The following is a 23731-nucleotide window of genomic DNA, read 5'->3' on the forward strand; positions in this document are numbered from 1 at the left end:
GACGACCAGGTCGACGTCAACTACAGCGTCGAAGAGCAGGCCTCCGGCTCGATCACCGCCAGCGTCGGTTTCGCCCAGAGCGCCGGCCTGATCCTGGGTGGTTCGATCAGCCAGAGCAACTTCCTCGGTACCGGTAACAAGGTATCCATCGGCCTGACCCGTTCGGAATACCAGACCCGTTACAACTTCGGCTTCGTTGATCCCTACTTCACCGCCGATGGCGTCAGCCTGGGCTACAACGCCTTCTATCGCAGCACCGATTACGACGACCTCGACGTCGACGTTGCCAGCTATGCGGTGGACAGCTACGGTGCCGGCGTCAGCCTGGGCTACCCGATCAGCGAAACCTCGCGCCTGACCTACGGCCTGAGCGTGCAGCAGGACAAGATCAAGACCGGCAAATACACCGTTGACGAGATCTTCGACTTCCTCGAGGAGGAAGGTGACAACTTCCTGAACTTCAAGGCCTCGATCGGCTGGTCCGAGTCGACCCTGAACAAAGGCGTACTGGCCACCCGTGGTCACTCGCAAAGCCTGACCCTGGAGTCCACCGTTCCGGGCAGCGACCTGTCGTTCTTCAAGCTTGACTACCGTGGCCAGCTGTTCAAGCCGATCACCAGCGACTACACCCTGCGCCTGCATACTGAGCTTGGCTATGGTGATGGTTACGGCAGCACCTCCGGTCTGCCGTTCTACGAGAACTATTTCGCGGGTGGTTTCAACTCCGTCCGTGGCTTCAAGGACAGCAGCCTGGGCCCGCGCAGTACCCCGAGCATCGGTGAGGCCGCAGGTGGCAAGCCAGGCACCATCGCCGACCCGGATCAGGATCCGTTGCCGTTTGGTGGTAACGTGCTGGTGCAAGGCGGTGCCGAACTGCTGTTCCCGCTGCCGTTCGTCAAGGACCAGCGTTCACTGCGCACCTCTGTGTTCTGGGACGTGGGTAACGTGTTCGACACCAATTGCGGCAACAAACCTGATTGCGAGAAGGTCGGGTTCTCGGGCATGGCCAGTTCGGTCGGCCTAGGCGTGACCTGGATTACCGCACTGGGCCCGCTGAGCTTCAGCCTGGCAATGCCGGTCAAGAAGCCGGACGATGCCGATACCCAGGTGTTCCAATTCTCTCTGGGCCAGACCTTCTAAGGTCGGCCCTTGCTTAATGACAACGGTTTATCCAGGAGTGCATCGTGCGTAAATTGGCTCAATTGGCCGTAGTGGCCGCGGCGCTGGTCGCCACCCCGGCTTTCGCCGAAATGAAGGTTGCCGTCCTGAACTACCAGATGGCCCTGCTCGAGTCGGATGCCGCCAAGAAGTATGCGGTTGATGCCGAGAAGAAATTCGGTCCGCAACTGACCAAGCTGAAAAGCCTGGAAAGCAGTGCCAAGGGCATCCAGGACCGCCTGATCAAGGGCGGCGACAAGATGCAGCAGCAGGAGCGTGAGCGCCTGGAGCTCGAGTTCAAGCAAAAGGCTCGCGATTTCCAGTTCCAGTCCAAGGAACTGAACGAAGCCAAGGCCGTTGCTGATCGCGACATGCTCAAGCAACTGAAGCCGAAGCTGGATGGTGCTGTCGAGGAAGTGATCAAGAAGGGCGGCTACGACCTGGTCCTCGAGCGTGGTGCGGTCATCGATGTCAAACCTCAGTACGACATCACCCGCCAAGTCATCGAGCGCATGAACCAAGCCCGTTGATATGAGTGTGACCATGACGCTAGGCCAGCTGGCCGAGGTACTCGGAGCTACCCTCAAGGGGCCCGAGGCGCTGCAGATTACCGGGTTGGCCACCTTGCAGGAGGCTGGCCCGACGCAGTTGAGCTTCCTCGCCAACCCGCAGTACCGCAAGTACCTGGATAACAGCCAGGCTGGCGCGGTGCTGCTCAAGGCTGCGGATGCCGAAAGCTTTGCCGGCAATACCCTGGTCGTGGCGGACCCGTACCTGGCTTACGCGCGAATTTCCCACCTGTTCGATCCCAAACCCAAGGCTGAGGCGGGTATACATCCCAGCGCCGTGGTGGCGGAAGATGCCCAGGTGGACGCCAGCGCCAGCATTGGGCCGTTCGCGGTCATCGAAAGTGGTGCGCGCATCGGCGCCAACGTCAGCATCGGCGCACACTGCTTCATCGGTGCCCGCTGTGTGGTCGGTGAAGGTGGTTGGCTGGCACCGCGGGTCACGCTGTATCACGACGTGACCATCGGTAAGCGTGTGGTCATCCAGTCGGGTGCCGTGATCGGCGGCGAGGGCTTCGGCTTTGCCAACGAGAAGGGCATCTGGCGCAAGATTGCACAGATCGGCGGCGTCACCATTGGTGATGACGTGGAGATCGGCGTCAATACTGCTGTCGACCGTGGCGCGCTGTCCGACACCCGGATCGGCGACGGGGTCAAGCTGGACAACCAGATCCAGATCGCTCACAACGTGCAGATCGGTGATCACACTGCCATGGCCGCTTGCGTCGGAATCTCCGGCAGCACGCGCATCGGCAAGCACTGCATGCTGGCCGGGGGTGTGGGGCTGGTTGGGCACATCGATATTTGCGATAACGTTTTCGTTTCCGGAATGACCATGGTTACCCGTTCGATCACTGAACCGGGTTCCTATTCTTCCGGCACTGCCATGCAGCCGCTGGCTGACTGGCGCAAGAGCGCCGCGCGTATCCGCCACCTGGACGACATGGCCAAGCGTCTCCAGCAGCTGGAAAAACGCGTCGATACCGTGACCTCAGGTGGCCTGCCGACATCAGAAGGCTGATACCATTCCCTGAGCAAGAGTGAACAGTCGCTAGCTGGCTCCTCTTTGGATTGCAAAAGGAGCGTGTGGTCAGCACCTGCGCTCCCTATTCTTATTACAGGCTTCCCCACCGAAATGATGGACATCAACGAGATTCGCGAATACCTGCCTCACCGCTACCCGTTCCTGCTGGTAGACCGTGTGACGGATCTGGACTTCGAGGCCCAGAGCATTCGTGCCTACAAGAATGTCAGCATCAATGAGCCGTTTTTCAATGGCCACTTCCCGGCACACCCGATCATGCCGGGTGTCCTGATCATCGAAGCCATGGCCCAGGCGGCCGGCATCCTTGGTTTCAAGATGCTCGATGCCAAGCCGGCCGATGGCACCCTGTACTACTTTGTCGGTTCCGACAAACTGCGTTTCCGTCAGCCGGTTCTGCCGGGTGACCAGCTTGTGCTGGAAGCCAAGTTCCTCAGCCGTAAAAGCATGATCTGGAAGTTCGAGTGCCGCGCCCTTGTCGATGGCAAGCCGGTCTGCTCGGCAGAAATCACCTGCGCGGAACGCTCCCTATGAATTCGATTGATCCTCGGGCCATTATCGATCCGTCGGCCAAGCTGGCCGACGGCGTCGAGGTCGGCCCTTGGTCGATCGTTGGCCCTGATGTAGAAATCGGGGAGGGCACCGTTATCGGCCCGCATGTTGTGCTCAAAGGCCCGACCCGCATCGGCAAGCACAACCGTATCTTTCAGTTTTCCTCGATCGGTGAAGACACCCCGGACCTTAAGTACAAGGGTGAGCCGACGCGCCTGGTGATCGGCGATCACAATGTGATTCGCGAAGGGGTGACCATCCACCGCGGTACTGTTCAGGACCGCGCGGAAACCACCGTGGGTGACCATAACCTGATCATGGCCTATGCCCACATTGGCCACGACAGCGTCATCGGCAACCACTGCATCCTGGTCAACAATACGGCGTTGGCAGGTCATGTACATGTGGGTGACTGGGCGATCCTGTCCGGTTACACCCTGGTTCACCAGTACTGCCATATTGGCGCCCACGCGTTTTCCGGCATGGGCACGGCCATTGGCAAGGACGTTCCGGCCTTCGTTACCGTGTTCGGCAGCCCCGCCGAAGCCCGCAGCATGAACTTCGAGGGCATGCGCCGCCGCGGTTTCAGCGACGAGGTGATCCATGTGCTGCGTCGTTGCTACAAGATTGTCTACCGTCAGGGCCTGACCGTCGAAGACGCGCTCAAGGAGCTGGCCGAACCGGCCACGCAACACCCTGAGGTCGAGCTGTTCCGTCAGTCGATCCTGAGCTCCGCTCGCGGCATCACGCGCTGATATGGCCCAGCTTTGCGTAGCGCTGGTCGCCGGTGAGGCCAGTGGCGATATCCTTGGTTCAGGCTTGATGCGTGCCCTCAAGGCGCGCCACCCCGACGTGCGTTTCATCGGGGTTGGCGGCCCCTTGATGGAGGCCGAGGGCCTGCAATCCTATTTCCCCATGGAGCGCCTGGCCGTCATGGGGCTAGTCGAGGTACTGGGGCGCCTGCGCGAGCTGCTCAAGCGCCGCAAGTTGCTGATCCGGACCCTGATCGAAGAAAAGCCCGACGTATTCATCGGCATCGACGCCCCTGACTTCACCCTCAACATCGAGCTGAAGCTGCGCCAGGCCGGGATCAAGACCGTGCACTATGTCAGCCCGTCAGTGTGGGCCTGGCGGCAGAAGCGCGTGCTGAAGATCCGCGAAGGCTGCGACCTGATGCTGACGCTGCTGCCGTTCGAGGCGCGGTTCTACGAAGAGCAAGGTGTGCCAGTGCGTTTTGTTGGCCACCCGCTGGCAGACACCATCCCGCTTGAATCCGACCGCCCGGCCGCGCGCGCCGCGCTGGGCCTGGGCGAGGGGCCGGTGGTGGCATTGATGCCGGGCAGTCGGGGCGGCGAAGTAGGGCGCCTGGGCGCGTTGTTCCTCGACGCCGCCGAGCGCCTTTGCCAACAAGTGCCGGGTGTGCGCTTCGTGTTGCCCTGCGCCAACGCCACGCGGCGCGCCCAGATCGAACAGATGCTTGAAGGGCGCCAACTGCCGCTGACCCTGCTCGATGGCCAGTCGCACCAGGCCCTGGCGGCCTGTGACGCGGTGCTGATCGCCTCGGGTACCGCCACCCTCGAGGCGCTGCTGTACAAGCGGCCGATGGTGGTGGCGTACCGTTTGGCACCTTTGACTTTCTGGATTCTCAAGCGTCTGGTGAAAAGCCCTTACGTGTCATTGCCGAACCTGCTGGCCCAGCGAGAGCTGGTGCCCGAGTTGCTGCAGGACGACGCTACCAGCGAAGCGCTGGCCAACACCCTGGCGCCGCTGGTGCGCGATGGAAGCCAGCAGACCGAACGTTTCGACGAAATTCACCGCACCCTGCGCCGTGACGCCTCCAATCAGGCGGCCGAGGCAGTACTGGCCCTGCTCAAGGACCGCTGACATGCAAATTGGACTGGACTTCAACCTGGTAGAAGACCTGGTTGCCGGCGTTGATGAAGTGGGCCGTGGCCCGCTGTGCGGCGCGGTGGTAACGGCGGCGGTGATTCTTGATCCCGCGCGGCCGATTCTCGGTCTGAACGATTCTAAGAAACTCACCGAAGCCAGGCGTGAGGCGCTGTTCGACGAGATCTGCGAAAAGGCCTTGAGCTTCTGCATCGCCCGCGCCGAAGTCGAGGAAATCGACAGCCTGAACATCCTGCAAGCCACCATGCTGGCCATGCAGCGGGCAGTGGAGGGGTTGCACATTACGCCAAAGCTGGCCCTGATCGATGGCAATCGCTGCCCGAAGCTGGCGGTGCCGGCAGCACCGGTGGTCAAGGGGGATAGCCAGGTGCCGGCCATTGCGGCGGCATCGATCCTGGCCAAGGTGACCCGTGATCGGGAGATGAGTGCGTTCGAACTGATCTACCCGGGTTATGGCATTGGCGGGCACAAGGGCTACCCGACCCCGGTGCATCTCGAGGCGTTGGCACGTCTTGGGCCTACGCCCATTCATCGGCGTTCCTTCGCCCCGGTGCGGGCGGCTTGGGAAGCGCGTGAAGGCGTCACCGATTCCCTGATCTGACCTATTGGGGCCGCTTCGCGGCCCTTCGCGGGCACGCCCGCTCTCACAGGATTCATCGGTCTGAGCGGCGGGGCCGTACCTGTGGGAGCGGGCGTGCCCGCGAAGGGCTGCAAAGCAGCCCCAAAAAAAGCCCCTAGTTAGGCTACAATCCCGCCCTTGTCGTTAAGCACTGCTACAGGATCTTCCATGTCGGTTCCCTTCGTTCACCTGCGCGTCCACTCCGAATTCTCGCTGGTCGACGGCCTGGTGCGGATCAAACCGCTGGCCAAGGCGCTGACCGGGATGAACATGCCGGCGGTCGCGATCACCGATCAGAGCAACATGTGCTCGCTGGTGAAGTTCTACAAGACTGCCATGGGCGCCGGCATCAAACCGATCTGCGGTGCCGACCTGTGGCTGGCCGGTGCCGACCCGGAAGCCCCGCTGTCGCGCATCTGCTTCCTGGCCATGGACCCCAAGGGCTATCGCAACCTCACCGAACTGATCTCGCGCGGCTGGACCGATGGCCAGCGCAACGGCCTGGTCATCCTCCAGCGTGAATGGATCGCCCCGGCCACCGAGGGCCTGATTGCCCTGTCCGCGGGCAAGGAAGGTGACATTGGCATGGCGCTGCTGGCGGGTCGGCAAGACGAAGCCGAAGCGCTTCTTCAAGACTGGATGGGCATGTTCCCCGAGCGCTTCTACGTTGAAGTGCAGCGCACCAATCGGGCACGCGACGAAGAATACGTGCACGCGGCGGTGGCATTGGCCGACAAGCTTGGCGCCCCGCTGGTGGCTACCAACGACGTACGTTTCATCAAGCAGGCGGACTTCGACGCCCACGAGACCCGCGTATGCATTGGCGAGGGATGGACCCTTGACGACCCGCGCCGTCCGCGTTGCTACAGCGACCAGCAGTACCTGAAGTCGGCCGAGGAAATGGCCGAGCTCTTCAGCGACCTGCCCGACGCCATCGCCAACACCGTCGAGATTGCCAAGCGCTGCAACATCCAAGTGCAACTGGGCAAGTACTTCCTGCCTGACTTCCCCACGCCCAACGGCATGGGCATCGACGACTACCTGCGGCATGTGGCCCACGAAGGCCTGGAAGAGCGTCTGGCCGTGCTGTGGCCGAAAGAGACCACGCCCAATTATGAAGAAAAGCGTCAGGTTTACCTGGACCGCCTGAAGTTCGAGCTGGACATCATCATCCAGATGGGCTTCCCCGGTTACTTCCTGATTGTTATGGACTTCATCAAGTGGGCCAAGAACAACGACGTACCGGTGGGCCCGGGTCGTGGTTCGGGTGCCGGCTCGCTGGTGGCCTATGTCCTGAAGATCACCGATCTCGACCCGCTGGCCTACGACCTGCTGTTCGAGCGCTTCCTCAACCCTGAACGTGTTTCCATGCCCGACTTCGACGTCGACTTCTGCATGGACGGCCGTGACCGGGTGATCGACTACGTGGCCGAGGCCTACGGCCGTAACGCGGTGAGCCAGATCATCACCTTCGGTACCATGGCCGCCAAGGCGGTGGTGCGTGACGTGGCGCGGGTGCAAGGCAAATCCTATGGCCTGGCCGACCGCCTGTCGAAGATGATCCCCTTCGAAGTGGGCATGACCCTGGAGAAGGCCTACGAGCAGGAAGAAATCCTGCGTGACTTCCTCAAGGGCGACGAAGACGCCCGTGAAATCTGGGACATGGCCCTGAAGCTGGAGGGTGTGACCCGGGGTACCGGCAAGCACGCCGGTGGTGTTGTTATCGCACCGACCAAGCTCACCGACTTTTCGCCGATCGCCTGTGATGAAGAGGGTGGTGGCCTGGTAACCCAGTTCGACAAGGATGACGTCGAGGCCGCCGGCCTGGTGAAGTTCGACTTCCTCGGCCTGCGTACCTTGACCATCATCAAGTGGGCGATGGAGATCATCAACCGCGAGCAGGCCAAGAAGAACCTGCCCGACCTCAACATCGACTTCATCCCGCTGGACGACCGCAAGACCTACGAGCTGCTGCAGAAGGCCGAAACCACGGCGGTGTTCCAGCTTGAATCGCGCGGCATGAAGGAGCTGATCAAGAAGCTCAAGCCCGACTGCCTGGAAGACCTGATCGCACTGGTTGCGTTGTTCCGCCCGGGCCCGCTGCAATCGGGCATGGTGGACGACTTCATCAACCGCAAGCACGGCCGCGCCGAGCTGGCCTACCCGCACTCCGACTACCAGTACGAAGGCCTCAAGCCGGTACTGGCGCCAACCTACGGCATCATCCTGTACCAGGAACAGGTGATGCAGATCGCCCAGGTGATGGCAGGTTATACCCTGGGTGGCGCCGACATGCTGCGCCGGGCCATGGGTAAGAAAAAGCCCGAGGAAATGGCCAAGCAGCGCGGTGGTTTCATCGAAGGTTGCGTGGCCAACAATATTGATGCGGACCTCGCCGGTAACATCTTCGACCTGGTAGAGAAGTTCGCGGGCTACGGCTTCAACAAATCCCACTCCGCCGCCTATGGCCTGGTGTCGTACCAGACCGCCTGGCTGAAAACCCACTACCCGGCGCCATTCATGGCCGCGGTCCTGTCGGCGGATATGCATAACACCGACAAGGTGGTGGTGCTGGTGGAGGAGGTGCGCAGCATGAAGCTGCGCCTCGACGCGCCGGATGTGAACTTCTCGGACTTCAAGTTCACCGTCAACAACGACGGCCGTATCGTCTACGGCCTTGGTGCCATCAAGGGTGTCGGCGAAGGCCCGGTGGAGGCGATTGTCGAGGCTCGTGCCCAAGGCGGTCCCTTCAAGGACCTGTTCGATTTCTGTGAACGCATCGACCTCAAACGGGTCAACAAGCGTACCCTTGATGCGCTGGTGCGCAGTGGCGCGCTGGACCGCCTTGGCCCGCACTTCCATGACGAGATCAAGGCCTACCACGCCAACATCGACATCAACCGGGCAACCTTGCTGTCGGCGCTGGGCGAGGCCATCAAGGCAGCCGAGCAGGCTGCGCATACCGCTGACAGTGGCCATGTGGACCTGTTCGGCAGCATGTTCGACGCGGCAGATGTCGACGTCTATGCCAACCATCGCAAGGTGCGCGAGCTCACCCTCAAGGAGCGTCTGAAGGGGGAGAAGGACACCCTTGGCCTGTACCTCACCGGCCACCCGATCGACGAGTACGAGACCGAGATCCGCCGCTTCGCACGCCAGCGCATCGTCGATCTCAAGCCGTCGCGCGAAACCCAGACCATCGCGGGCATGATCATTGCCCTGCGGGTGATGAAGAACAAGAAGGGCGACAAGATGGGCTTCGTCACCCTGGATGACCGTTCCGGGCGGATCGAGGCATCGCTGTTTGCCGATGCCTTCATGGCGGCACAGTCCTTGCTGCAGACCGATGCGATGGTGGTGGTGGAAGGCGAGGTCAGCAATGACGACTTCTCCGGGGGCTTGCGCCTGCGGGTGAAGCAGGTGATGACCATGGAAGACGCGCGCACCAAGCTGGCCGAGAGCCTGCGCCTGAAGGTGGCGCACGACGCACTGAAGGGCGACCGGCTGAAGTGGCTGGGCGAGCTGATCACCCGCCATCGCGGTGCCTGCCCGATCACGCTGGAGTACACCGGCAGTGACGCCAAGGCCATGCTGCAGTTTGGCGAGCAGTGGGCGATCGACCCGGCCGATGGGCTGATTCAGGCGCTGCGTGACCAGTTCGGGCGTGAGAACGTCTTCCTGCAATATCGTTGAACCGACAAAAATTTAATCTCGACCTGAATGCGCCTGATCCCGTAAGGTATGGCGCCAAACGGATCAACCGGCCGGCCGCCTGGCCGTAGACCCAAGACGGATGACTATGAACCCGAATTTCCTCGACTTCGAACAGCCGATTGCCGACCTGCAAGCCAAGATCGAAGGCCTGCGCCTGGTGGGCAACGACAACTCGCTGAACATCAGCGATGAAATTGCCCGTCTGCAAGACAAGAGCAACACCCTGACCGAAAGCATCTTCGGCAACCTGACCAGCTGGCAGATCGCCCGCCTGGCCCGTCACCCGCGTCGTCCATACACCCTGGACTACCTGGAGCACATCTTCACCGAGTTCGAAGAGCTGCACGGGGACCGTCACTTCTCTGACGACGCCGCCATCGTGGGTGGTACTGCGCGTCTGGACGGCAAGCCGGTCATGGTCATTGGCCACCAGAAGGGCCGTGAAGTGCGCGAGAAAGTGCGTCGCAACTTCGGCATGCCGCGCCCGGAAGGCTACCGCAAGGCCTGTCGCCTGATGGAAATGGCCGAACGCTTCAAGATGCCGATCCTGACCTTCATCGACACGCCGGGCGCCTACCCGGGCATCGACGCCGAAGAGCGCAACCAGAGTGAAGCCATCGCCTGGAACCTGCGGGTCATGGCACGCCTGAAAACCCCGATCATCGCTACCGTGATCGGTGAGGGTGGTTCCGGTGGGGCACTGGCCATTGGCGTGTGCGACCAACTGAACATGCTGCAGTACTCCACCTACTCGGTGATCTCGCCGGAAGGCTGTGCTTCGATTCTGTGGAAAACTGCCGATAAAGCAGCAGACGCGGCCGAGGCCATGGGCATCACCGCCGAGCGTCTGAAGAGCCTGAACATTGTCGACAAGGTCATCCAGGAGCCGCTGGGCGGCGCCCACCGTGACCCGGCCCAGATGTCCGAAAGCATCCGTGCCGATCTGGTGCAGCAGCTGGACATGCTCGGCAAGTTCGACAACGATGCGCTGCTGGCCCGTCGTTACGAGCGCCTGATGAGCTACGGCCTCTGATTCTGATTTGCCCCGGGGCCGTTTTGCGGCCCTTGTGATTGATGGCACCGGCTTCGCCGGTGTTCGCGGGTAAACCCGCTCCTACAGGTATTGCGCTGCCCTTGAGGCTTGCGCCGTACGTGTGGGAGCGGGCATGCCCGCGAATGCTTTCTGGAATCGAGCGAGGGCTAGATGATCAACCTCACTCCTTGGCTCAACGCCCCCACCTGGTACGTCGCCTTCTCCGGCGGCCTCGATTCCACCGTCCTCCTGCACCTGCTGGCCGAATACGCCCGCAACCACGCATCCCCCCCGCTGCGCGCCATCCATATCCACCACGGCCTGCAAGCTGCTGCCGACGCCTGGCCCGCCCACTGCCAGGCCATCTGCGACAATTTCGACGTTGAACTTCAGGTCATCCACGTCCAGGTCTCCCCAGGCGCCAGCCTTGAACAGGCCGCTCGCGATGCCCGCTATGCCGCCTTCAGGCAAGTGCTCGGCCCGGGCGATATCCTGTTCACCGGCCAGCACCGCGACGACCAGGCCGAGACCCTGCTGTTCCGCCTGTTGCGCGGTGCCGGCCTGCGGGGCCTGGCGGCAATGCCGGGGCAGCGGGCGCTGGGGCAGGGCAGCCTGGTCAGGCCGTTACTGGCCTGTTCCCGGCAACATTTGCAGGATTATGCCCAAGCCCAAGGGCTGACCTGGATCGAAGACCCGTCAAACGTCGACACACAATTCGCCCGCAACTACCTGCGCGGCGAAGTGATGCCGCAGCTGCAGCAACGTTGGCCACAGGCCAGCCAGAACTTCGCCCGTGCAGCAGAGCATCTGGGCGAGGCGCTGGGTTTGCTGGACGAACTGGCCCAGGAGGATCTGGCGCTTGCGGGCAAAGGGGCGCCCCTCGCCTGGCCGGGGCTGGATTCCCTCGACCTGGCCGCCCTGCTGGCGTTATCGCCGGCCCGTCAGCGCAATGCCTTGCAGTACTGGCTGAGCCAGCGCACCCGTTTGCCCGATACCCGGCACTGGGCCGGCTGGGCAGACCTGCGCGATGCCGGTGCCGATGCCCGGCCAGTCTGGCGGCTTGCCGATGGACGGTTGGTGCGTAGCCACGGGCGCATCTGGTGGTTGAGCGGTGATTGGCTACAGCAACCGGCTGGCTCGCTGGCCTGGCCCGACCCTGATGGGCCGTTGCGGTTGCCGGGCAATGGTTGCGTGCGTCTTGTTGGCGCAGCCGTGCCGAGCGGGTTGCGCATTGCCTACCGTCAGGGGGGTGAAATGCTGGAGGTTCCCGGCCGTGGTCGGCGGGACCTCAAGCGCCTGCTCAACGAACAGCAGGTGCCGCATTTCCTGCGCTCGCGCCTGCCGTTGCTGTATCACGGCGAACGCCTGCTGGCAGTGGCCAACCTGCCCGGGCTGGTGCAGGCGGATTGCCAACTGCACTGGCAGTTACCGACGAACGCGCAAGGTTTGAGCTGAAGGGTACATTCCGGTAGACTACCCTCCCTTCTTGATACAACTTCTGTGGGTTCCGCGAAAACACAGGAGTTGCCGATTACCAAGCAGTTTTTTGCCGAGCTGATTCTGGAAATGACGAGCGAACGCCATGCCGGGTATACCCTGGCTGTACAGACGCGGCAGTTTTTCGAGATGCACTGTGATTGACGCAGGTGATCGGGGGCTTCGGCCTTCCTTCGCTTTCTCCGGCGGCGCTGGCCGCCTTAACGCAGACTTCTAGGGTTTTTCATGACGCGCTACATATTCGTCACGGGCGGTGTTGTTTCTTCATTGGGGAAAGGCATTGCCTCGGCTTCCCTGGCGGCCATCCTGGAAGCGCGGGGCCTGAAGGTCACCATGCTCAAGCTGGATCCGTACATCAACGTCGACCCGGGCACCATGAGCCCGTTCCAGCACGGTGAAGTTTTTGTCACCCACGATGGCGCCGAGACCGACCTCGACCTGGGGCACTACGAGCGGTTCATCCGCACCACCATGACCCAGAACAACAACTTCACCACCGGCCGTATCTACGAGCACGTGCTGCGCAAAGAGCGTCGTGGTGATTATCTGGGCGCGACCATCCAGGTCATCCCGCACATCACCGACGAAATCAAGCGTCGCATCATCAAGGGTGCCGGCGATGCCGACGTGGCCCTGGTGGAGATCGGCGGTACCGTGGGTGATATCGAGTCGCAGCCGTTCCTCGAGGCGATTCGCCAACTGCGTGTCGAAGTGGGCTCCAAGCGTGCCATGCTGATGCACCTGACCCTGGTCCCGTACATCGCCACCGCTGGCGAAACCAAGACCAAGCCGACCCAGCACTCGGTCAAGGAGCTGCGCTCCATCGGCCTGCAGCCTGATGTGCTGATCTGCCGCTCCGACCACCCGGTCGATGCTTCGTCGCGTCGCAAGATCGCGCTGTTCACCAACGTTGAAGAGCGTGCGGTGATTTCGCTGGAAGACGTCGACACCATCTACAAGATCCCGGGCGTACTGCATGCTCAGGGCCTGGACGACTTCGTCGTCGAGCGCTTCGGCCTGCAGTGCAATGGTGCCGACCTGTCCGAGTGGGACAAGGTGGTCGATGCCAAGCTCAACCCGGAGCACGAAGTGACCATCGCCATGGTCGGCAAGTACATGGAGCTGCTGGATGCGTACAAGTCGCTGATCGAAGCGATGAGCCACGCCGGCATCACCAACCGGACCAAGGTCAACCTGCGCTACATCGATTCGGAAGACATCGAGAACCAGGGCACCAGCCTGCTCGAAGGCGCCGATGCCATCCTGGTACCGGGCGGTTTCGGCCTGCGCGGTGTGGAAGGCAAGATCACTGCGGTGCAATACGCCCGTGAGAACAAGGTGCCGTACCTGGGTATCTGCCTGGGCATGCAGGTGGCCGTCATCGAATTCGCCCGTAACGTGATGGGCTGGAAAGACGCCAACTCCACCGAGTTCGACCGTAACAGCGGCCACCCAGTGGTCGGCCTGATCACCGAGTGGGCCGATGCCACCGGTGCCGTCGAGACCCGCGACGAGGCTTCCGACCTGGGCGGCACCATGCGCCTGGGCGCACAGGATTGCCAGCTGGCTGCCGGTTCCAAGGTGCACGACTGCTACGGCAAGGACGTGATCACCGAGCGTCACCGTCACCGCTACGAAGTGAACAACAACCTGCTGCCACAACTGGTGGACGCTGGTCTGGTGGTTTCCGGCCGTTCCGAAGACGGCGCGCTGGTGGAAGTGGTCGAGTCCAAGGATCACCCATGGTTCGTCGCTTGCCAGTTCCACCCGGAGTTCACCTCCACCCCGCGTGACGGCCACCCGCTGTTCAGTGGTTTCGTCAAGGCAGCCCTGGCTCAGAAGAACAAGGCCTGATCGATGACCCAGAAGATCATTCGCGTCGGTAACATCGAGATCGCCAACGACAAGCCGTTCGTCCTGTTCGGCGGCATGAACGTTCTGGAATCCCGTGACCTGGCGATGAAGGTCTGCGAAGAGTACGTGCGGGTTACCGAGAAGCTCGGTATCCCGTACGTGTTCAAGGCCAGTTTCGACAAGGCCAACCGTTCGTCGGTAACGTCCTATCGTGGCCCTGGCATGGAAGAGGGGCTGAAGATCTTCGAAGAGATCAAGCGCACCTTCAACGTGCCGGTGATCACCGACGTGCACGAGCCTTACCAGGCCGAGCCCGTCGCCAAGGTATGCGACATCATCCAGCTGCCGGCTTTCCTGTCGCGGCAGACTGACCTGGTGGTGGCCATGGCCAAGACCGGCGTGGTGATCAACATCAAGAAGGCTCAGTTCCTCGCACCTCAGGAAATGAAACACATCCTGGCCAAGTGCGAAGAGGCCGGTAACGACCAGTTGATACTCTGCGAACGTGGTTCGAGCTTCGGCTACAACAACCTGGTTGTCGACATGCTGGGCTTCGGCATCATGAAGCAGTTCGAGTACCCGGTGTTCTTCGACGTGACCCACGCCCTGCAGATGCCGGGTGGCCGCGCCGATTCCGCCGGCGGTCGTCGGGCCCAGGTCACTGACCTGGCCAAGGCCGGCATGAGTCAGGGCCTGGCCGGGCTTTTCCTCGAGGCCCACCCCGACCCGGACAACGCCAAGTGCGATGGCCCATGCGCCCTGCGCCTGGATAAACTGGAGCCGTTCCTGGTCCAGCTCAAGCAATTGGACGACCTGGTGAAAAGTTTTCCGACGGTAGAAACCGCGTAAAGCTCATTTCTCGGGTAAAGTACCGCCCGATCCACCCCTGACCAGTCGGTCAGGGGCTCCCTTCATCAGGCCTGCCCAAAGCAAGTTCGCCCGGTGAACGGCAAGAATTTCCTAAGCTAAGTTGTTTTCGTCAAATTCTGGAGTGCTTACAACAATGGCAAAAATCGTCGACATCAAAGGTCGTGAAGTTCTCGATTCGCGTGGCAACCCCACTGTGGAAGCCGACGTACTGCTCGACAACGGCATCATCGGCAGCGCTTGCGCGCCGTCCGGTGCTTCTACCGGCTCGCGCGAAGCGCTGGAGCTGCGTGATGGCGACAAGAGCCGTTACCTGGGCAAGGGCGTGCTGAAGGCCGTCGCCAACATCAACGGCCCGATCCGTGACCTGCTGCTGGGCAAGGATCCTTCCGATCAGAAGGCTCTGGACCGCGCCATGATCGAACTGGACGGTACCGAGAACAAGGCCAAGCTGGGCGCCAACGCCATCCTGGCTGTTTCCCTGGCTGCCGCCAAAGCTGCTGCCCAGGACCAGGACCTGCCGCTGTACGCGCACATCGCCAACCTGAACGGCACCCCGGGCCAGTACTCGATGCCGGTTCCGATGATGAACATCATCAACGGTGGCGAGCACGCCGACAACAACGTCGACATCCAGGAGTTCATGGTTCAGCCGGTTGGCGCCAAGACCTTCTCTGACGGCCTGCGCATGGGTACCGAAATCTTCCACCACCTCAAGGCTGTACTGAAGGCCCGTGGCCTGAACACCGCCGTAGGTGATGAAGGTGGTTTCGCCCCTAACCTGGCATCCAACGAAGACGCCCTGGGCGCCATCGCTGAAGCTGTCGAAAAAGCCGGCTACAAGCTGGGCACCGACGTGACCCTGGCCCTGGACTGCGCGGCTTCCGAATTCTACGAAGACGGCAAGTACAACCTGTCCGGCGAAGGCAAGTCGTTCGACGCCGAAGGCTTCGCCGACTACCTGAAAGGCCTGACCGAGCGTTTCCCGATCATTTCGATCGAAGACGGCCTGGACGAGTCCGACTGGGCTGGCTGGAAAATCCTCACTGACAAGATCGGTGAAAAAGTCCAGCTGGTCGGTGACGACCTGTTCGTGACCAACACCAAGATCCTCAAGGAAGGCATCGAGAAAGGCATCGGTAACTCGATCCTGATCAAGTTCAACCAGATCGGCTCGCTGACCGAAACCCTGGAAGCCATCCAGATGGCCAAGGCTGCTGGTTACACTGCAGTGATCTCGCACCGTTCCGGTGAAACCGAAGACTCGACCATTGCCGACCTGGCTGTGGGTACTGCTGCTGGCCAGATCAAGACAGGCTCGCTGTGCCGTTCCGACCGCGTTTCCAAGTACAACCAGCTGCTGCGCATCGAAGAGCAACTGGGCGCCAAAGCGGTTTACCGCGGTCGTGCCGAGTTTCGCGGCTAAGCAAGAGATGGTAAAAAGGCAGCAGCCGGAGTTGTAGGAACGTTCGTACTGAACTTTCCTACGTACTAACGGGTTTCTGTCGACGAAGCCTGGCCTCGGCCAGGCTTCGTGCTATTCGAGGCCCCGAAGTAACAAGTACGCGGCAGCCTTTTTAACCTGGATAACGTGATGCGCAGTCCCTATTGGTTGTTCCTCGTTCTGCTCTTGCTGTTGGGTGGCCTGCAGTACCGCCTGTGGGTGGGTAACGGCAGCCTGGCGCAAGTGACCGAACTGAAGCAGCAGATTGCCGATCAGCATGCCGAAAACGAGCGCTTGCTCGAGCGTAATCGTGTGCTCGATGCTGAAGTGCTAGAGCTGAAAAAAGGCATGGAGACCGTTGAAGAACGGGCCCGCCATGAATTGGGGATGGTCAAAGAGGGCGAAACCCTCTTCCAGTTGCCACAGAAATGATCGATACCTTGCCGGCCTTCTGGGCCGTGATTCCTGCGGCGGGTGTAGGTGCCCGCATGGCTGCCGACCGCCCCAAGCAATACCTGGAGCTGGCTGGGCAGACCCTTCTCGAGCACAGCCTCGACTGTTTTCTTGGCCACCCGGCGCTCAAGGGCGTGGTGGTCAGCATTGCCGAAGATGACCCGTACTGGCCTGGCCTGCGCTGCGCCAGCGACCCACGCATCCACTGCGCGGCGGGCGGGCGTGAACGCGCTGACTCGGTGCTTAACGCCTTGCTGGTGCTGCATGCCCAGGGGGCGGCGGACAGCGACTGGGTGCTGGTGCACGATGCTGCGCGGCCGAACCTGGCGCGCAGCGACCTGGACAAGCTGTTGTCGGAGCTGGCGGACGACCCGGTGGGTGGCCTGCTGGCGGTGCCGGCGCGCGATACCCTCAAGCGTGCCGACAGCCATGGCCGGGTGAGTGCTACCGTTGACCGCAGCACCATCTGGCAGGCGTACACACCGCAGATGTTCCGCCTTGGAGCGTTGCATCGGGCGCTGGCTGAGTGCCTGGTGTCGGATGTGGTGGTGACCGACGAAGCCTCGGCCATCGAATGGTCCGGTCAGGCGCCGCGGCTGGTGGAAGGGCGCAGTGACAACATAAAGGTGACCCGGCCCGAAGATCTCGAATGGTTGCGCCAGCGCTGGGCGGGTAAACGCTGAGCGTTCTCCTGGGCTGGCCTTTTCGCGGGTAAACCCGCTCCTACAATGGATTGCATCGGTGGTTGGACACAGACCGTCGTAGGAGCGGGTTTACCCGCGAAGAGGCCAGTACCAGCAGCACATCCCGTCAGCCGAAACGATACTCCGGCAACCCCGCCAACCCCTCCTTCAGGTAATCCACCAGCCGCCGTACCTTCGGCGACAGGTGCCTCTGCTGCGGATACAGCGCCCATACCGCCGTATTCGGCGGTTGGTGCGCCTCCAGCAGCGACACCAGCGCACCACTGTTCAGGTGTTCCAGCACGTAGTAATCCGGCAACTGGCACAACCCGATTCCTTGCAGCGCCGCATCCAGCACTGCCTGGCCACTGTTGCAGCGCCAGTTACCCTGTACCCGCTGGCTGATCTCACGGCCATCCTGCTGTAGCGCCCACAAGTCCGAACTCCCCACCAGGCAATTGTGCCGCGCCAGCTCCGACAGGCTGTGTGGCCGGCCATAGCGCTCAAGATAGGCCGGCGAGGCACACAGGTACATGCGCCTTGGCGCCAGGCGGGTAGCCACCAGGCGAGAGTCGGCCAGGCGGCCAAGACGGATGGCCAGGTCCATGCCTTCATGCAGCAGGTCGAGGGTGTGGTTGCTCAGCTCCACATCCACGCGCAACTGCGGGTACAGCGCCATGAATCGCGTCACCAGCGGCACGATGAAGCGCTCGCCGTAGGCCACTGCACACGTCATGCGCAACAAGCCCTTGGGTTCGCTGGCCAGGTCGCCCATGGCGCGCAGCGCTTCCTCACGGCCATCCTGCAAGCGTTGGCAATGCTGCAGGAAGGTCTGCCCGGCTTCGCTCAGGGTTACCCGGCGGGTGCTGCGATACAGCAGGCGCGTTTGCAGGCGGTCCTCCAGCCGGGCGATCTGCCGGCTGATGTGCGATGAGGAAACCCCCAGGCGTTCGGCGGCGGCAGTGAACTGGCCCGATTCGGCCACGGCGACAAATTCGTCGATGCCTTCCCATCGGCTGCTCATCGATTATCCCTGTGTGGCAATAATGTTTTGTCTTTGGCCTGATTATTAATCAAAAGGCGCTGAATTACACTGCAAGACTGAATCGATCCTCTGTCTGGAGACCTTTGATGATCAAGTCCCGTGCTGCCGTAGCCTTCGAAGCCAAGAAACCCCTGGAAATCGTCGAAGTCGACGTGGCCATGCCAAAGGCCGGTGAAGTGCTGCTGCGCGTGGTCGCCAGCGGTGTCTGCCACACCGATGCCTATACCCTGTCCGGTGCTGACCCGGAAGGTATCTTCCCGTCGATCCTTGGCCACGAAGGCGGTGCCATCGTCGAAGCGGTAGGCGAGGGGGTGACCTCGCTCGCCGTGGGTGACCACGTCATCCCGCTGTACACCCCGGAATGCGGCAAGTGCAAGTTCTGCCTCTCGGGCAAGACCAACCTGTGCCAGGCCATCCGCGCCACTCAGGGCAAGGGCCTGATGCCGGACGGCACCACGCGCTTCTCGTACAAGGGCCAGCAGCTGTTCCACTACATGGGCACCTCGACGTTCTCCGAATACACCGTGCTGCCGGAAATTTCCGTGGCCAAGATCCAGAAAGAAGCACCCCTGGAAAAGGTCTGCCTGCTGGGTTGCGGCGTCACCACCGGTATCGGCGCGGTGCTCAACACTGCCAAGGTCAAGCCCGGTGATACCGTGGCCATCTTCGGCCTCGGTGGCATCGGCCTGTCGGCCGTGATCGGTGCGGTCAAGGCCAAGGCCTCGCGTATCATCGCCATCGACATCAACCCGGCCAAGTTCGAAATCGCCCGCCAGTTGGGTGCCACCGATTGCGTCAACCCGAAGGACTACGATCGCCCGATCCAGGAAGTGATCGTCGACCTCACCGATGGTGGCGTGGACTTCTCCTTCGAGTGCATCGGCAACGTTCAACTGATGCGCGCCGCCCTGGAATGCTGCCACAAGGGCTGGGGAGAGTCGGTCATCATCGGTGTGGCCGGTGCCGGCCAGGAAATTTCCACGCGTCCATTCCAGCTGGTTACCGGTCGGGTTTGGCGTGGTTCGGCGTTCGGCGGCGTGCGTGGCCGCAGCGAGCTGCCGAGCTACGTGGAAATGTCCGAGAAAGGCGAGATCCCGCTGGACACCTTCATCACCCACACGATGGGGCTGGAAGACATCAACAAGGCCTTCGACCTGATGCATGAAGGCAAGAGCATCCGTAGCGTGATCCACTTCTGAGGTCTGTCATGAGCCTGGATAACATCTCCTGCCAGAAGAGCTTCGGCGGCTGGCACAAGCGTTACCGGCATCATTCCAAGGTGCTGGGTTGCGATATGGTGTTCGCTGTGTACCTGCCGCCGCAGGCCGAGCAGGGCGAAAAGCTGCCGGTGCTGTACTGGCTCAGCGGCCTCACCTGCACCGACGAGAACTTCATGCAGAAGGCCGGCGCCCAGCGTCTGGCCGCCGAGCTGGGGCTGATCATCGTCGCCCCCGATACCAGCCCGCGTGGCGAGCAGGTGCCGGGCGATCCGGACGGCGCCTGGGACTTCGGCCTGGGCGCTGGCTTCTACCTCAACGCCACCCAGCAACCGTGGGCCCAGCACTACCGCATGCACGACTATGTGGTGGAGGAGTTGCCAGCCCTGATCGAGGCACACTTCCCGGCGTCGGGCGAGCGCAGCATCAGCGGCCACTCCATGGGTGGGCATGGCGCGTTGGTGTGCGCCTTGCGCAATCCGGGGCGCTACCGCTCGGTGTCGGCATTCTCGCCAATCAGCAATCCGATGGATTGTCCGTGGGGCGAGAAAGCCTTCAGCCGCTACCTGGGTGAAGACCGTGGGCGCTGGCGTGAGTGGGATGCCAGCGTGCTGCTGGCCGAAACCCCGGCAGGCCAATGCCCGCCGTTGCTGGTGGATCAGGGCGACCGTGACGACTTCCTAGAGAAGCAACTCAAGCCTGAAGCGCTGGAACAGGCGGCACGCAAAGGTGGCCATGCAATGACCCTGCGTATGCAGCCAGGCTATGACCATAGCTACTACTTCATTGCCAGCTTCATCGAGGAGCACCTGCGCCATCATGCGGTGGCACTGGGGCGGGTTTAACGCTTGCTGTGGGAGCGGGCGTGCCCGCGACGGGCTGCACAGCAGCCCCAATCCCACAAATCCCCTGCAAAGCAGGTAGAATCACGCCCTGACTCATTCAGGGCGTTTTCTTATGCGTATTGGCCACGGCTACGATGTGCACCGTTTCTGCGACGGTGATTTCATTACCCTGGGCGGGGTGCGTATCCCCCACAAATACGGCCTGCTGGCCCACTCCGACGGTGACGTGCTGCTGCACGCCCTGAGCGATGCCTTGCTTGGCGCTGCGGCGCTGGGCGACATCGGCAAGCACTTCCCTGACACTGACCCGCAGTTCAAGGGGGCTGACAGCCGCGCGCTGCTGCGCCATGTGGTCGGCATCGTCAAGGCCAAGGGCTGGAAGGTCGGCAACGTTGACGCCACCATCGTCGCCCAGGCACCGAAAATGGCCCCACACATCGAAACCATGCGCCAGCTGATCGCCGAAGACCTGCAGGTCGAGCTCGACCAGGTCAATGTCAAGGCCACCACCACGGAGAAGCTGGGCTTTACCGGCCGCGAGGAGGGCATTGCCGTGCATTCGGTCGCCCTGCTGCTGCCAGCATGACCGAACTGGAACTGCTGGGCCCGCGCGCATCGGGCGAACCCCTGGGCACCGCCATCCTCAAAGCGGTTGCCGAAGACTTTCAGGTTGACGAAGTTCTGGATATACCGCTATCCGGCCAAGGCGAGCACCTGTGGCTGTGGGTCGAGAAGCGTGACCTGAACACTGAAGAAGCCGCCCGGCGCCTTGCCCGCGCCGCTGGCGTGCCGGTGCGCAGCATCAGCTACGCCGGCCTGAAGGACCGCCAGGCGCTGACCCGCCAGTGGTTCAGCCTGCACCTGCCGGGCAAGGCCGATCCGGATCTGTCGCGTGCCGAGGATGCCAGCCTGCGGGTACTCAAACAGGTGCGTCACCAGCGCAAACTGCAGCGCGGCGCGCATTCGGCCAACGGGTTCACCTTGCGCCTGACCGCCCTGGCTGCCGATCACCAGGCGGTGGATGCGCGCCTGGAGCAGCTCAGGCAGCAAGGTGTGCCCAACTATTTCGGCACCCAGCGCTTCGGGCACGGGGGTGGCAACGTCCATGACGCCCTCGATTGGGCCGCGCGCAAGGCTTTGCCTGAACAGCGCAACGTGCGTTCGCGGCTGCTTTCGGCCGGGCGCAGCTACCTGTTCAATCAGTTGCTGGCTGCGCGTGTCGCTGACGGTAGCTGGGCCAGAGCCCAGGTCGGGGACCTGCTGGCGTTCACCGACAGCCGCAGTTTCTTCCCGGCGGGTGAGGCGGAATGTGCCGACCCGCGGCTGGCGATTCTCGACTTGCATCCAACCGGCCCGATGTGGGGGGAGGGCGCTTCACCTGCTGGCGCTGCGCCTGCCCAGCTGGAAAACGCTATCGGCGCACGTCAGCCGGCACTTTGCCAGTGGCTGGCCCAGGCGGGCATGGATCACGAACGGCGAATTCTGCGGCTCCCTATTGGCGGCCTGACGTGGCATTATCCCGAGCCTGATATCCTGCAACTGGAATTCGTCCTGCCGGCCGGATGCTTCGCCACCGTGATGGTGCGTGAAGTCGTGGATCTGGTGTCGGCAGGGCAGACGGACAGCCCATGCGTATTCTGATTTCGAATGACGACGGTGTTACCGCACCTGGCATCGCCGCGCTGCACGCTGCGCTGGCGGATTATGCCGAGTGCGCGGTGATCGCCCCGGATCAAGACAAGAGCGGCGCCAGCAGTTCGCTGACGCTGGACCGGCCACTGCATCCGCAGACCCTGGCCAATGGCTTCATCAGTCTCAACGGCACGCCGACCGACTGCGTGCACCTGGGGCTCAATGGGCTGTTGCCGCAGATGCCGGACATGGTCGTGTCGGGGATCAACCTCGGTGCCAACCTGGGCGATGACGTGCTGTATTCGGGAACGGTCGCTGCGGCGCTGGAAGGCCGCTTCCTCGGCGGTACCTCGCTGGCGTTCTCGCTGTTGTCGCGCCAGCCGGACAACCTGCCGACTGCGGCCTATATCGCCCGTCGTCTGGTCGAAGCACAGTCGCGTCTGGTGTTGCCGCCACGCACCGTACTCAACGTCAATATTCCCAACTTGCCGCTGGAGCACATCCGTGGCATCCAGCTCACCCGTCTCGGTCACCGGGCGCGGGCGGCGGCGCCCACCAAGGTGGTCAACCCGCGTGGCAAGGAAGGCTACTGGATTGCCGTGGCCGGTGATGCCGAGGACGGCGGCCCAGGCACCGACTTCCACGCAGTGATGCAAGGCTACGTATCGATTACCCCGTTGCAGCTCGACCGCACCTTCAATGATGCCTTCGAGCAGCTCGATGGTTGGCTGGAGGGCCTGCTCTGATGCGTGAGGACGATATGCTGCGGCGTGGCATCGGCATGACCTCTCAGCGTACCCGGGAGCGGCTGATCCAGCGCTTGTGCGAAGAGGGGGTTTCGAACACCAAGGTGCTCGACGTGATCCGTCGTACGCCGCGCCACCTGTTCGTCGACGAGGCGCTGGCGCATCGGGCTTACGAAGACACCGCGCTGCCGATCGGCCACAACCAGACCATCTCCCAGCCGTTCATGGTTGCTCACATGAGCGAGTTGTTGCTCGAGGCCGGGCCGCTGGACAAGGTGCTGGAGATTGGCACCGGTTCGGGCTACCAGACGGCGATCCTGGCCCAGCTGGTCGAGCGAGTGTTTTCGGTAGAGCGTATCAAGGTACTGCAGGACCGGGCCAAAGAGCGCCTGGTGGAGCTTAACCTGCGCAACGTGGTCTTCCGCTGGGGTGACGGTTGTGAGGGGTGGCCGGCGCTTGCGCCGTACAACGGCATCATCGTCACCGCCGTGGCGCCGGAAGTGCCACAGGCACTGCTCGACCAACTGGCACCCGGTGGGCGCATGGTCATCCCGGTAGGGCCGGCCGGCGAAGCGCAGCAACTGATGCTGATCGTGCGCGAGGAGCATGGATTCTCCCGTCGGGTACTGGGGGCTGTGCGTTTCGTGCCGCTGCTCAATGGTCCCCTGGCCTGAGGCCTGTTGATCCGAGCTGTGCGGGCATGAGGCGCGGTGTATTTTTGTGCCGGTGGCGAATTCTTGTCGCTTCGCCCTGTCTATCAGGCGGTGCGAAGCGCTGACGCACAGCGTGCACCGGGGTTTTATGCCCGTCTTTTGTACCCGTCTGCCATTACCGGCTGGCTTGGTTATAATTGCAA

At 62.3% G+C, this 23731-nt stretch carries 22 protein-coding genes; 21 read left to right on the forward strand and 1 reads right to left on the reverse strand.

Annotated elements, in window-relative coordinates:
- From bamA to ispD, 15 genes are all read left to right on the forward strand, one after another.
- A partial coding sequence (bamA, locus tag ACF8FB_RS12855; protein ID WP_070094911.1) for an outer membrane protein assembly factor BamA occupies positions 1-1140 on the forward strand: 1140 nt, incomplete at its 5' end.
- 44 nt (positions 1141-1184) lie between these two features.
- Entirely contained in the window at positions 1185-1688 is a 504-nt protein-coding gene (locus ACF8FB_RS12860; protein WP_003252311.1) for an OmpH family outer membrane protein, read from the forward strand.
- Between the two features lies 1 nt (position 1689).
- Complete coding sequence (gene lpxD / locus ACF8FB_RS12865) at positions 1690-2745, forward strand: UDP-3-O-(3-hydroxymyristoyl)glucosamine N-acyltransferase (RefSeq protein WP_003252312.1); 1056 nt, start codon at positions 1690-1692, stop codon at positions 2743-2745.
- 114 nt (positions 2746-2859) lie between these two features.
- Complete coding sequence (fabZ, locus tag ACF8FB_RS12870; protein WP_003252314.1) at positions 2860-3300, forward strand: 3-hydroxyacyl-ACP dehydratase FabZ; 441 nt, start codon at positions 2860-2862, stop codon at positions 3298-3300.
- Positions 3297-4073 (forward strand): acyl-ACP--UDP-N-acetylglucosamine O-acyltransferase, encoded by a 777-nt coding sequence (lpxA, locus tag ACF8FB_RS12875; protein ID WP_010952681.1) that lies wholly within the window; start codon positions 3297-3299, stop codon positions 4071-4073. Before fabZ ends, lpxA begins: the two co-directional genes overlap by 4 nt.
- A 1-nt stretch (position 4074) precedes the next feature.
- The gene (gene lpxB / locus ACF8FB_RS12880; RefSeq protein ID WP_392511436.1) at positions 4075-5202 is read left to right on the forward strand and encodes a lipid-A-disaccharide synthase; all 1128 of its coding nucleotides are present in this window, start codon (positions 4075-4077) and stop codon (positions 5200-5202) included.
- Position 5203: 1 nt separating this feature from the next.
- Positions 5204-5827 carry a ribonuclease HII gene (gene rnhB, locus ACF8FB_RS12885; RefSeq protein WP_003252319.1) on the forward strand — a complete coding sequence of 208 codons (624 nt, stop codon included), beginning with the start codon at positions 5204-5206 and terminating at the stop codon, positions 5825-5827.
- 186 nt (positions 5828-6013) lie between these two features.
- Positions 6014-9538, forward strand: a complete 3525-nt coding sequence (gene dnaE, locus ACF8FB_RS12890) for a DNA polymerase III subunit alpha (RefSeq protein ID WP_392511438.1) — start codon at positions 6014-6016, stop codon at positions 9536-9538.
- A gap of 106 nt (positions 9539-9644) precedes the next feature.
- Entirely contained in the window at positions 9645-10592 is a 948-nt protein-coding gene (locus ACF8FB_RS12895) for an acetyl-CoA carboxylase carboxyltransferase subunit alpha (RefSeq protein ID WP_014754274.1), read from the forward strand.
- A 171-nt stretch (positions 10593-10763) separates the two neighbouring features.
- Positions 10764-12047 (forward strand): tRNA lysidine(34) synthetase TilS, encoded by a 1284-nt coding sequence (gene tilS / locus ACF8FB_RS12900; protein ID WP_392511439.1) that lies wholly within the window; start codon positions 10764-10766, stop codon positions 12045-12047.
- A 267-nt stretch (positions 12048-12314) separates the two neighbouring features.
- Positions 12315-13943: a CTP synthase gene (locus tag ACF8FB_RS12905; RefSeq protein WP_012270851.1), complete on the forward strand. Its 1629-nt coding sequence runs from the start codon at positions 12315-12317 to the stop codon at positions 13941-13943.
- 3 nt (positions 13944-13946) lie between these two features.
- The gene (kdsA, locus tag ACF8FB_RS12910; protein WP_010952685.1) at positions 13947-14792 is read left to right on the forward strand and encodes a 3-deoxy-8-phosphooctulonate synthase; all 846 of its coding nucleotides are present in this window, start codon (positions 13947-13949) and stop codon (positions 14790-14792) included.
- Between the two features lie 154 nt (positions 14793-14946).
- Positions 14947-16236: a phosphopyruvate hydratase gene (gene eno / locus ACF8FB_RS12915; RefSeq protein ID WP_003252333.1), complete on the forward strand. Its 1290-nt coding sequence runs from the start codon at positions 14947-14949 to the stop codon at positions 16234-16236.
- Between the two features lie 168 nt (positions 16237-16404).
- Positions 16405-16686, forward strand: coding sequence for a cell division protein FtsB (gene ftsB / locus ACF8FB_RS12920; RefSeq protein ID WP_004576849.1), 282 nt, complete (start codon positions 16405-16407; stop codon positions 16684-16686).
- On the forward strand, positions 16683-17390 hold the full coding sequence (gene ispD / locus ACF8FB_RS12925; protein ID WP_350298678.1) for a 2-C-methyl-D-erythritol 4-phosphate cytidylyltransferase: 708 nt from the start codon (positions 16683-16685) through the stop codon (positions 17388-17390). Before ftsB ends, ispD begins: the two co-directional genes overlap by 4 nt.
- A 127-nt stretch (positions 17391-17517) precedes the next feature.
- Here ispD and ACF8FB_RS12930 read toward each other — a convergent pair whose 3' ends face one another.
- Complete coding sequence (locus ACF8FB_RS12930) at positions 17518-18414, reverse strand: LysR substrate-binding domain-containing protein (RefSeq protein WP_003252336.1); 897 nt, start codon at positions 18412-18414, stop codon at positions 17518-17520.
- Between the two features lie 107 nt (positions 18415-18521).
- On the opposite strand from ACF8FB_RS12930, the gene ACF8FB_RS12935 reads away from it, so the two are divergent.
- The 6 genes from ACF8FB_RS12935 to ACF8FB_RS12960 all read left to right on the forward strand — a co-directional run bounded on the left by ACF8FB_RS12935 (position 18522) and on the right by ACF8FB_RS12960 (position 23549).
- Entirely contained in the window at positions 18522-19634 is a 1113-nt protein-coding gene (locus ACF8FB_RS12935; RefSeq protein WP_014592131.1) for an S-(hydroxymethyl)glutathione dehydrogenase/class III alcohol dehydrogenase, read from the forward strand.
- 8 nt (positions 19635-19642) lie between these two features.
- Entirely contained in the window at positions 19643-20497 is an 855-nt protein-coding gene (gene fghA, locus ACF8FB_RS12940) for an S-formylglutathione hydrolase (RefSeq protein WP_003252340.1), read from the forward strand.
- 112 nt (positions 20498-20609) lie between these two features.
- Positions 20610-21083, forward strand: a complete 474-nt coding sequence (gene ispF, locus ACF8FB_RS12945) for a 2-C-methyl-D-erythritol 2,4-cyclodiphosphate synthase (RefSeq protein WP_003252342.1) — start codon at positions 20610-20612, stop codon at positions 21081-21083.
- Complete coding sequence (gene truD, locus ACF8FB_RS12950; RefSeq protein ID WP_392511441.1) at positions 21080-22138, forward strand: tRNA pseudouridine(13) synthase TruD; 1059 nt, start codon at positions 21080-21082, stop codon at positions 22136-22138. Before ispF ends, truD begins: the two co-directional genes overlap by 4 nt.
- Positions 22126-22875 carry a 5'/3'-nucleotidase SurE gene (gene surE / locus ACF8FB_RS12955; protein ID WP_010952690.1) on the forward strand — a complete coding sequence of 250 codons (750 nt, stop codon included), beginning with the start codon at positions 22126-22128 and terminating at the stop codon, positions 22873-22875. Before truD ends, surE begins: the two co-directional genes overlap by 13 nt.
- 35 nt (positions 22876-22910) lie before the next feature.
- Positions 22911-23549 (forward strand): protein-L-isoaspartate(D-aspartate) O-methyltransferase, encoded by a 639-nt coding sequence (locus ACF8FB_RS12960; RefSeq protein WP_003252348.1) that lies wholly within the window; start codon positions 22911-22913, stop codon positions 23547-23549.
- Positions 23550-23731: the final 182 nt, after the last annotated feature.

The organism is Pseudomonas sp. yb_2 (assembly GCF_043103905.1).
GTDB classification, from domain to species: Bacteria; Pseudomonadota; Gammaproteobacteria; order Pseudomonadales; family Pseudomonadaceae; genus Aquipseudomonas; species Aquipseudomonas alloputida.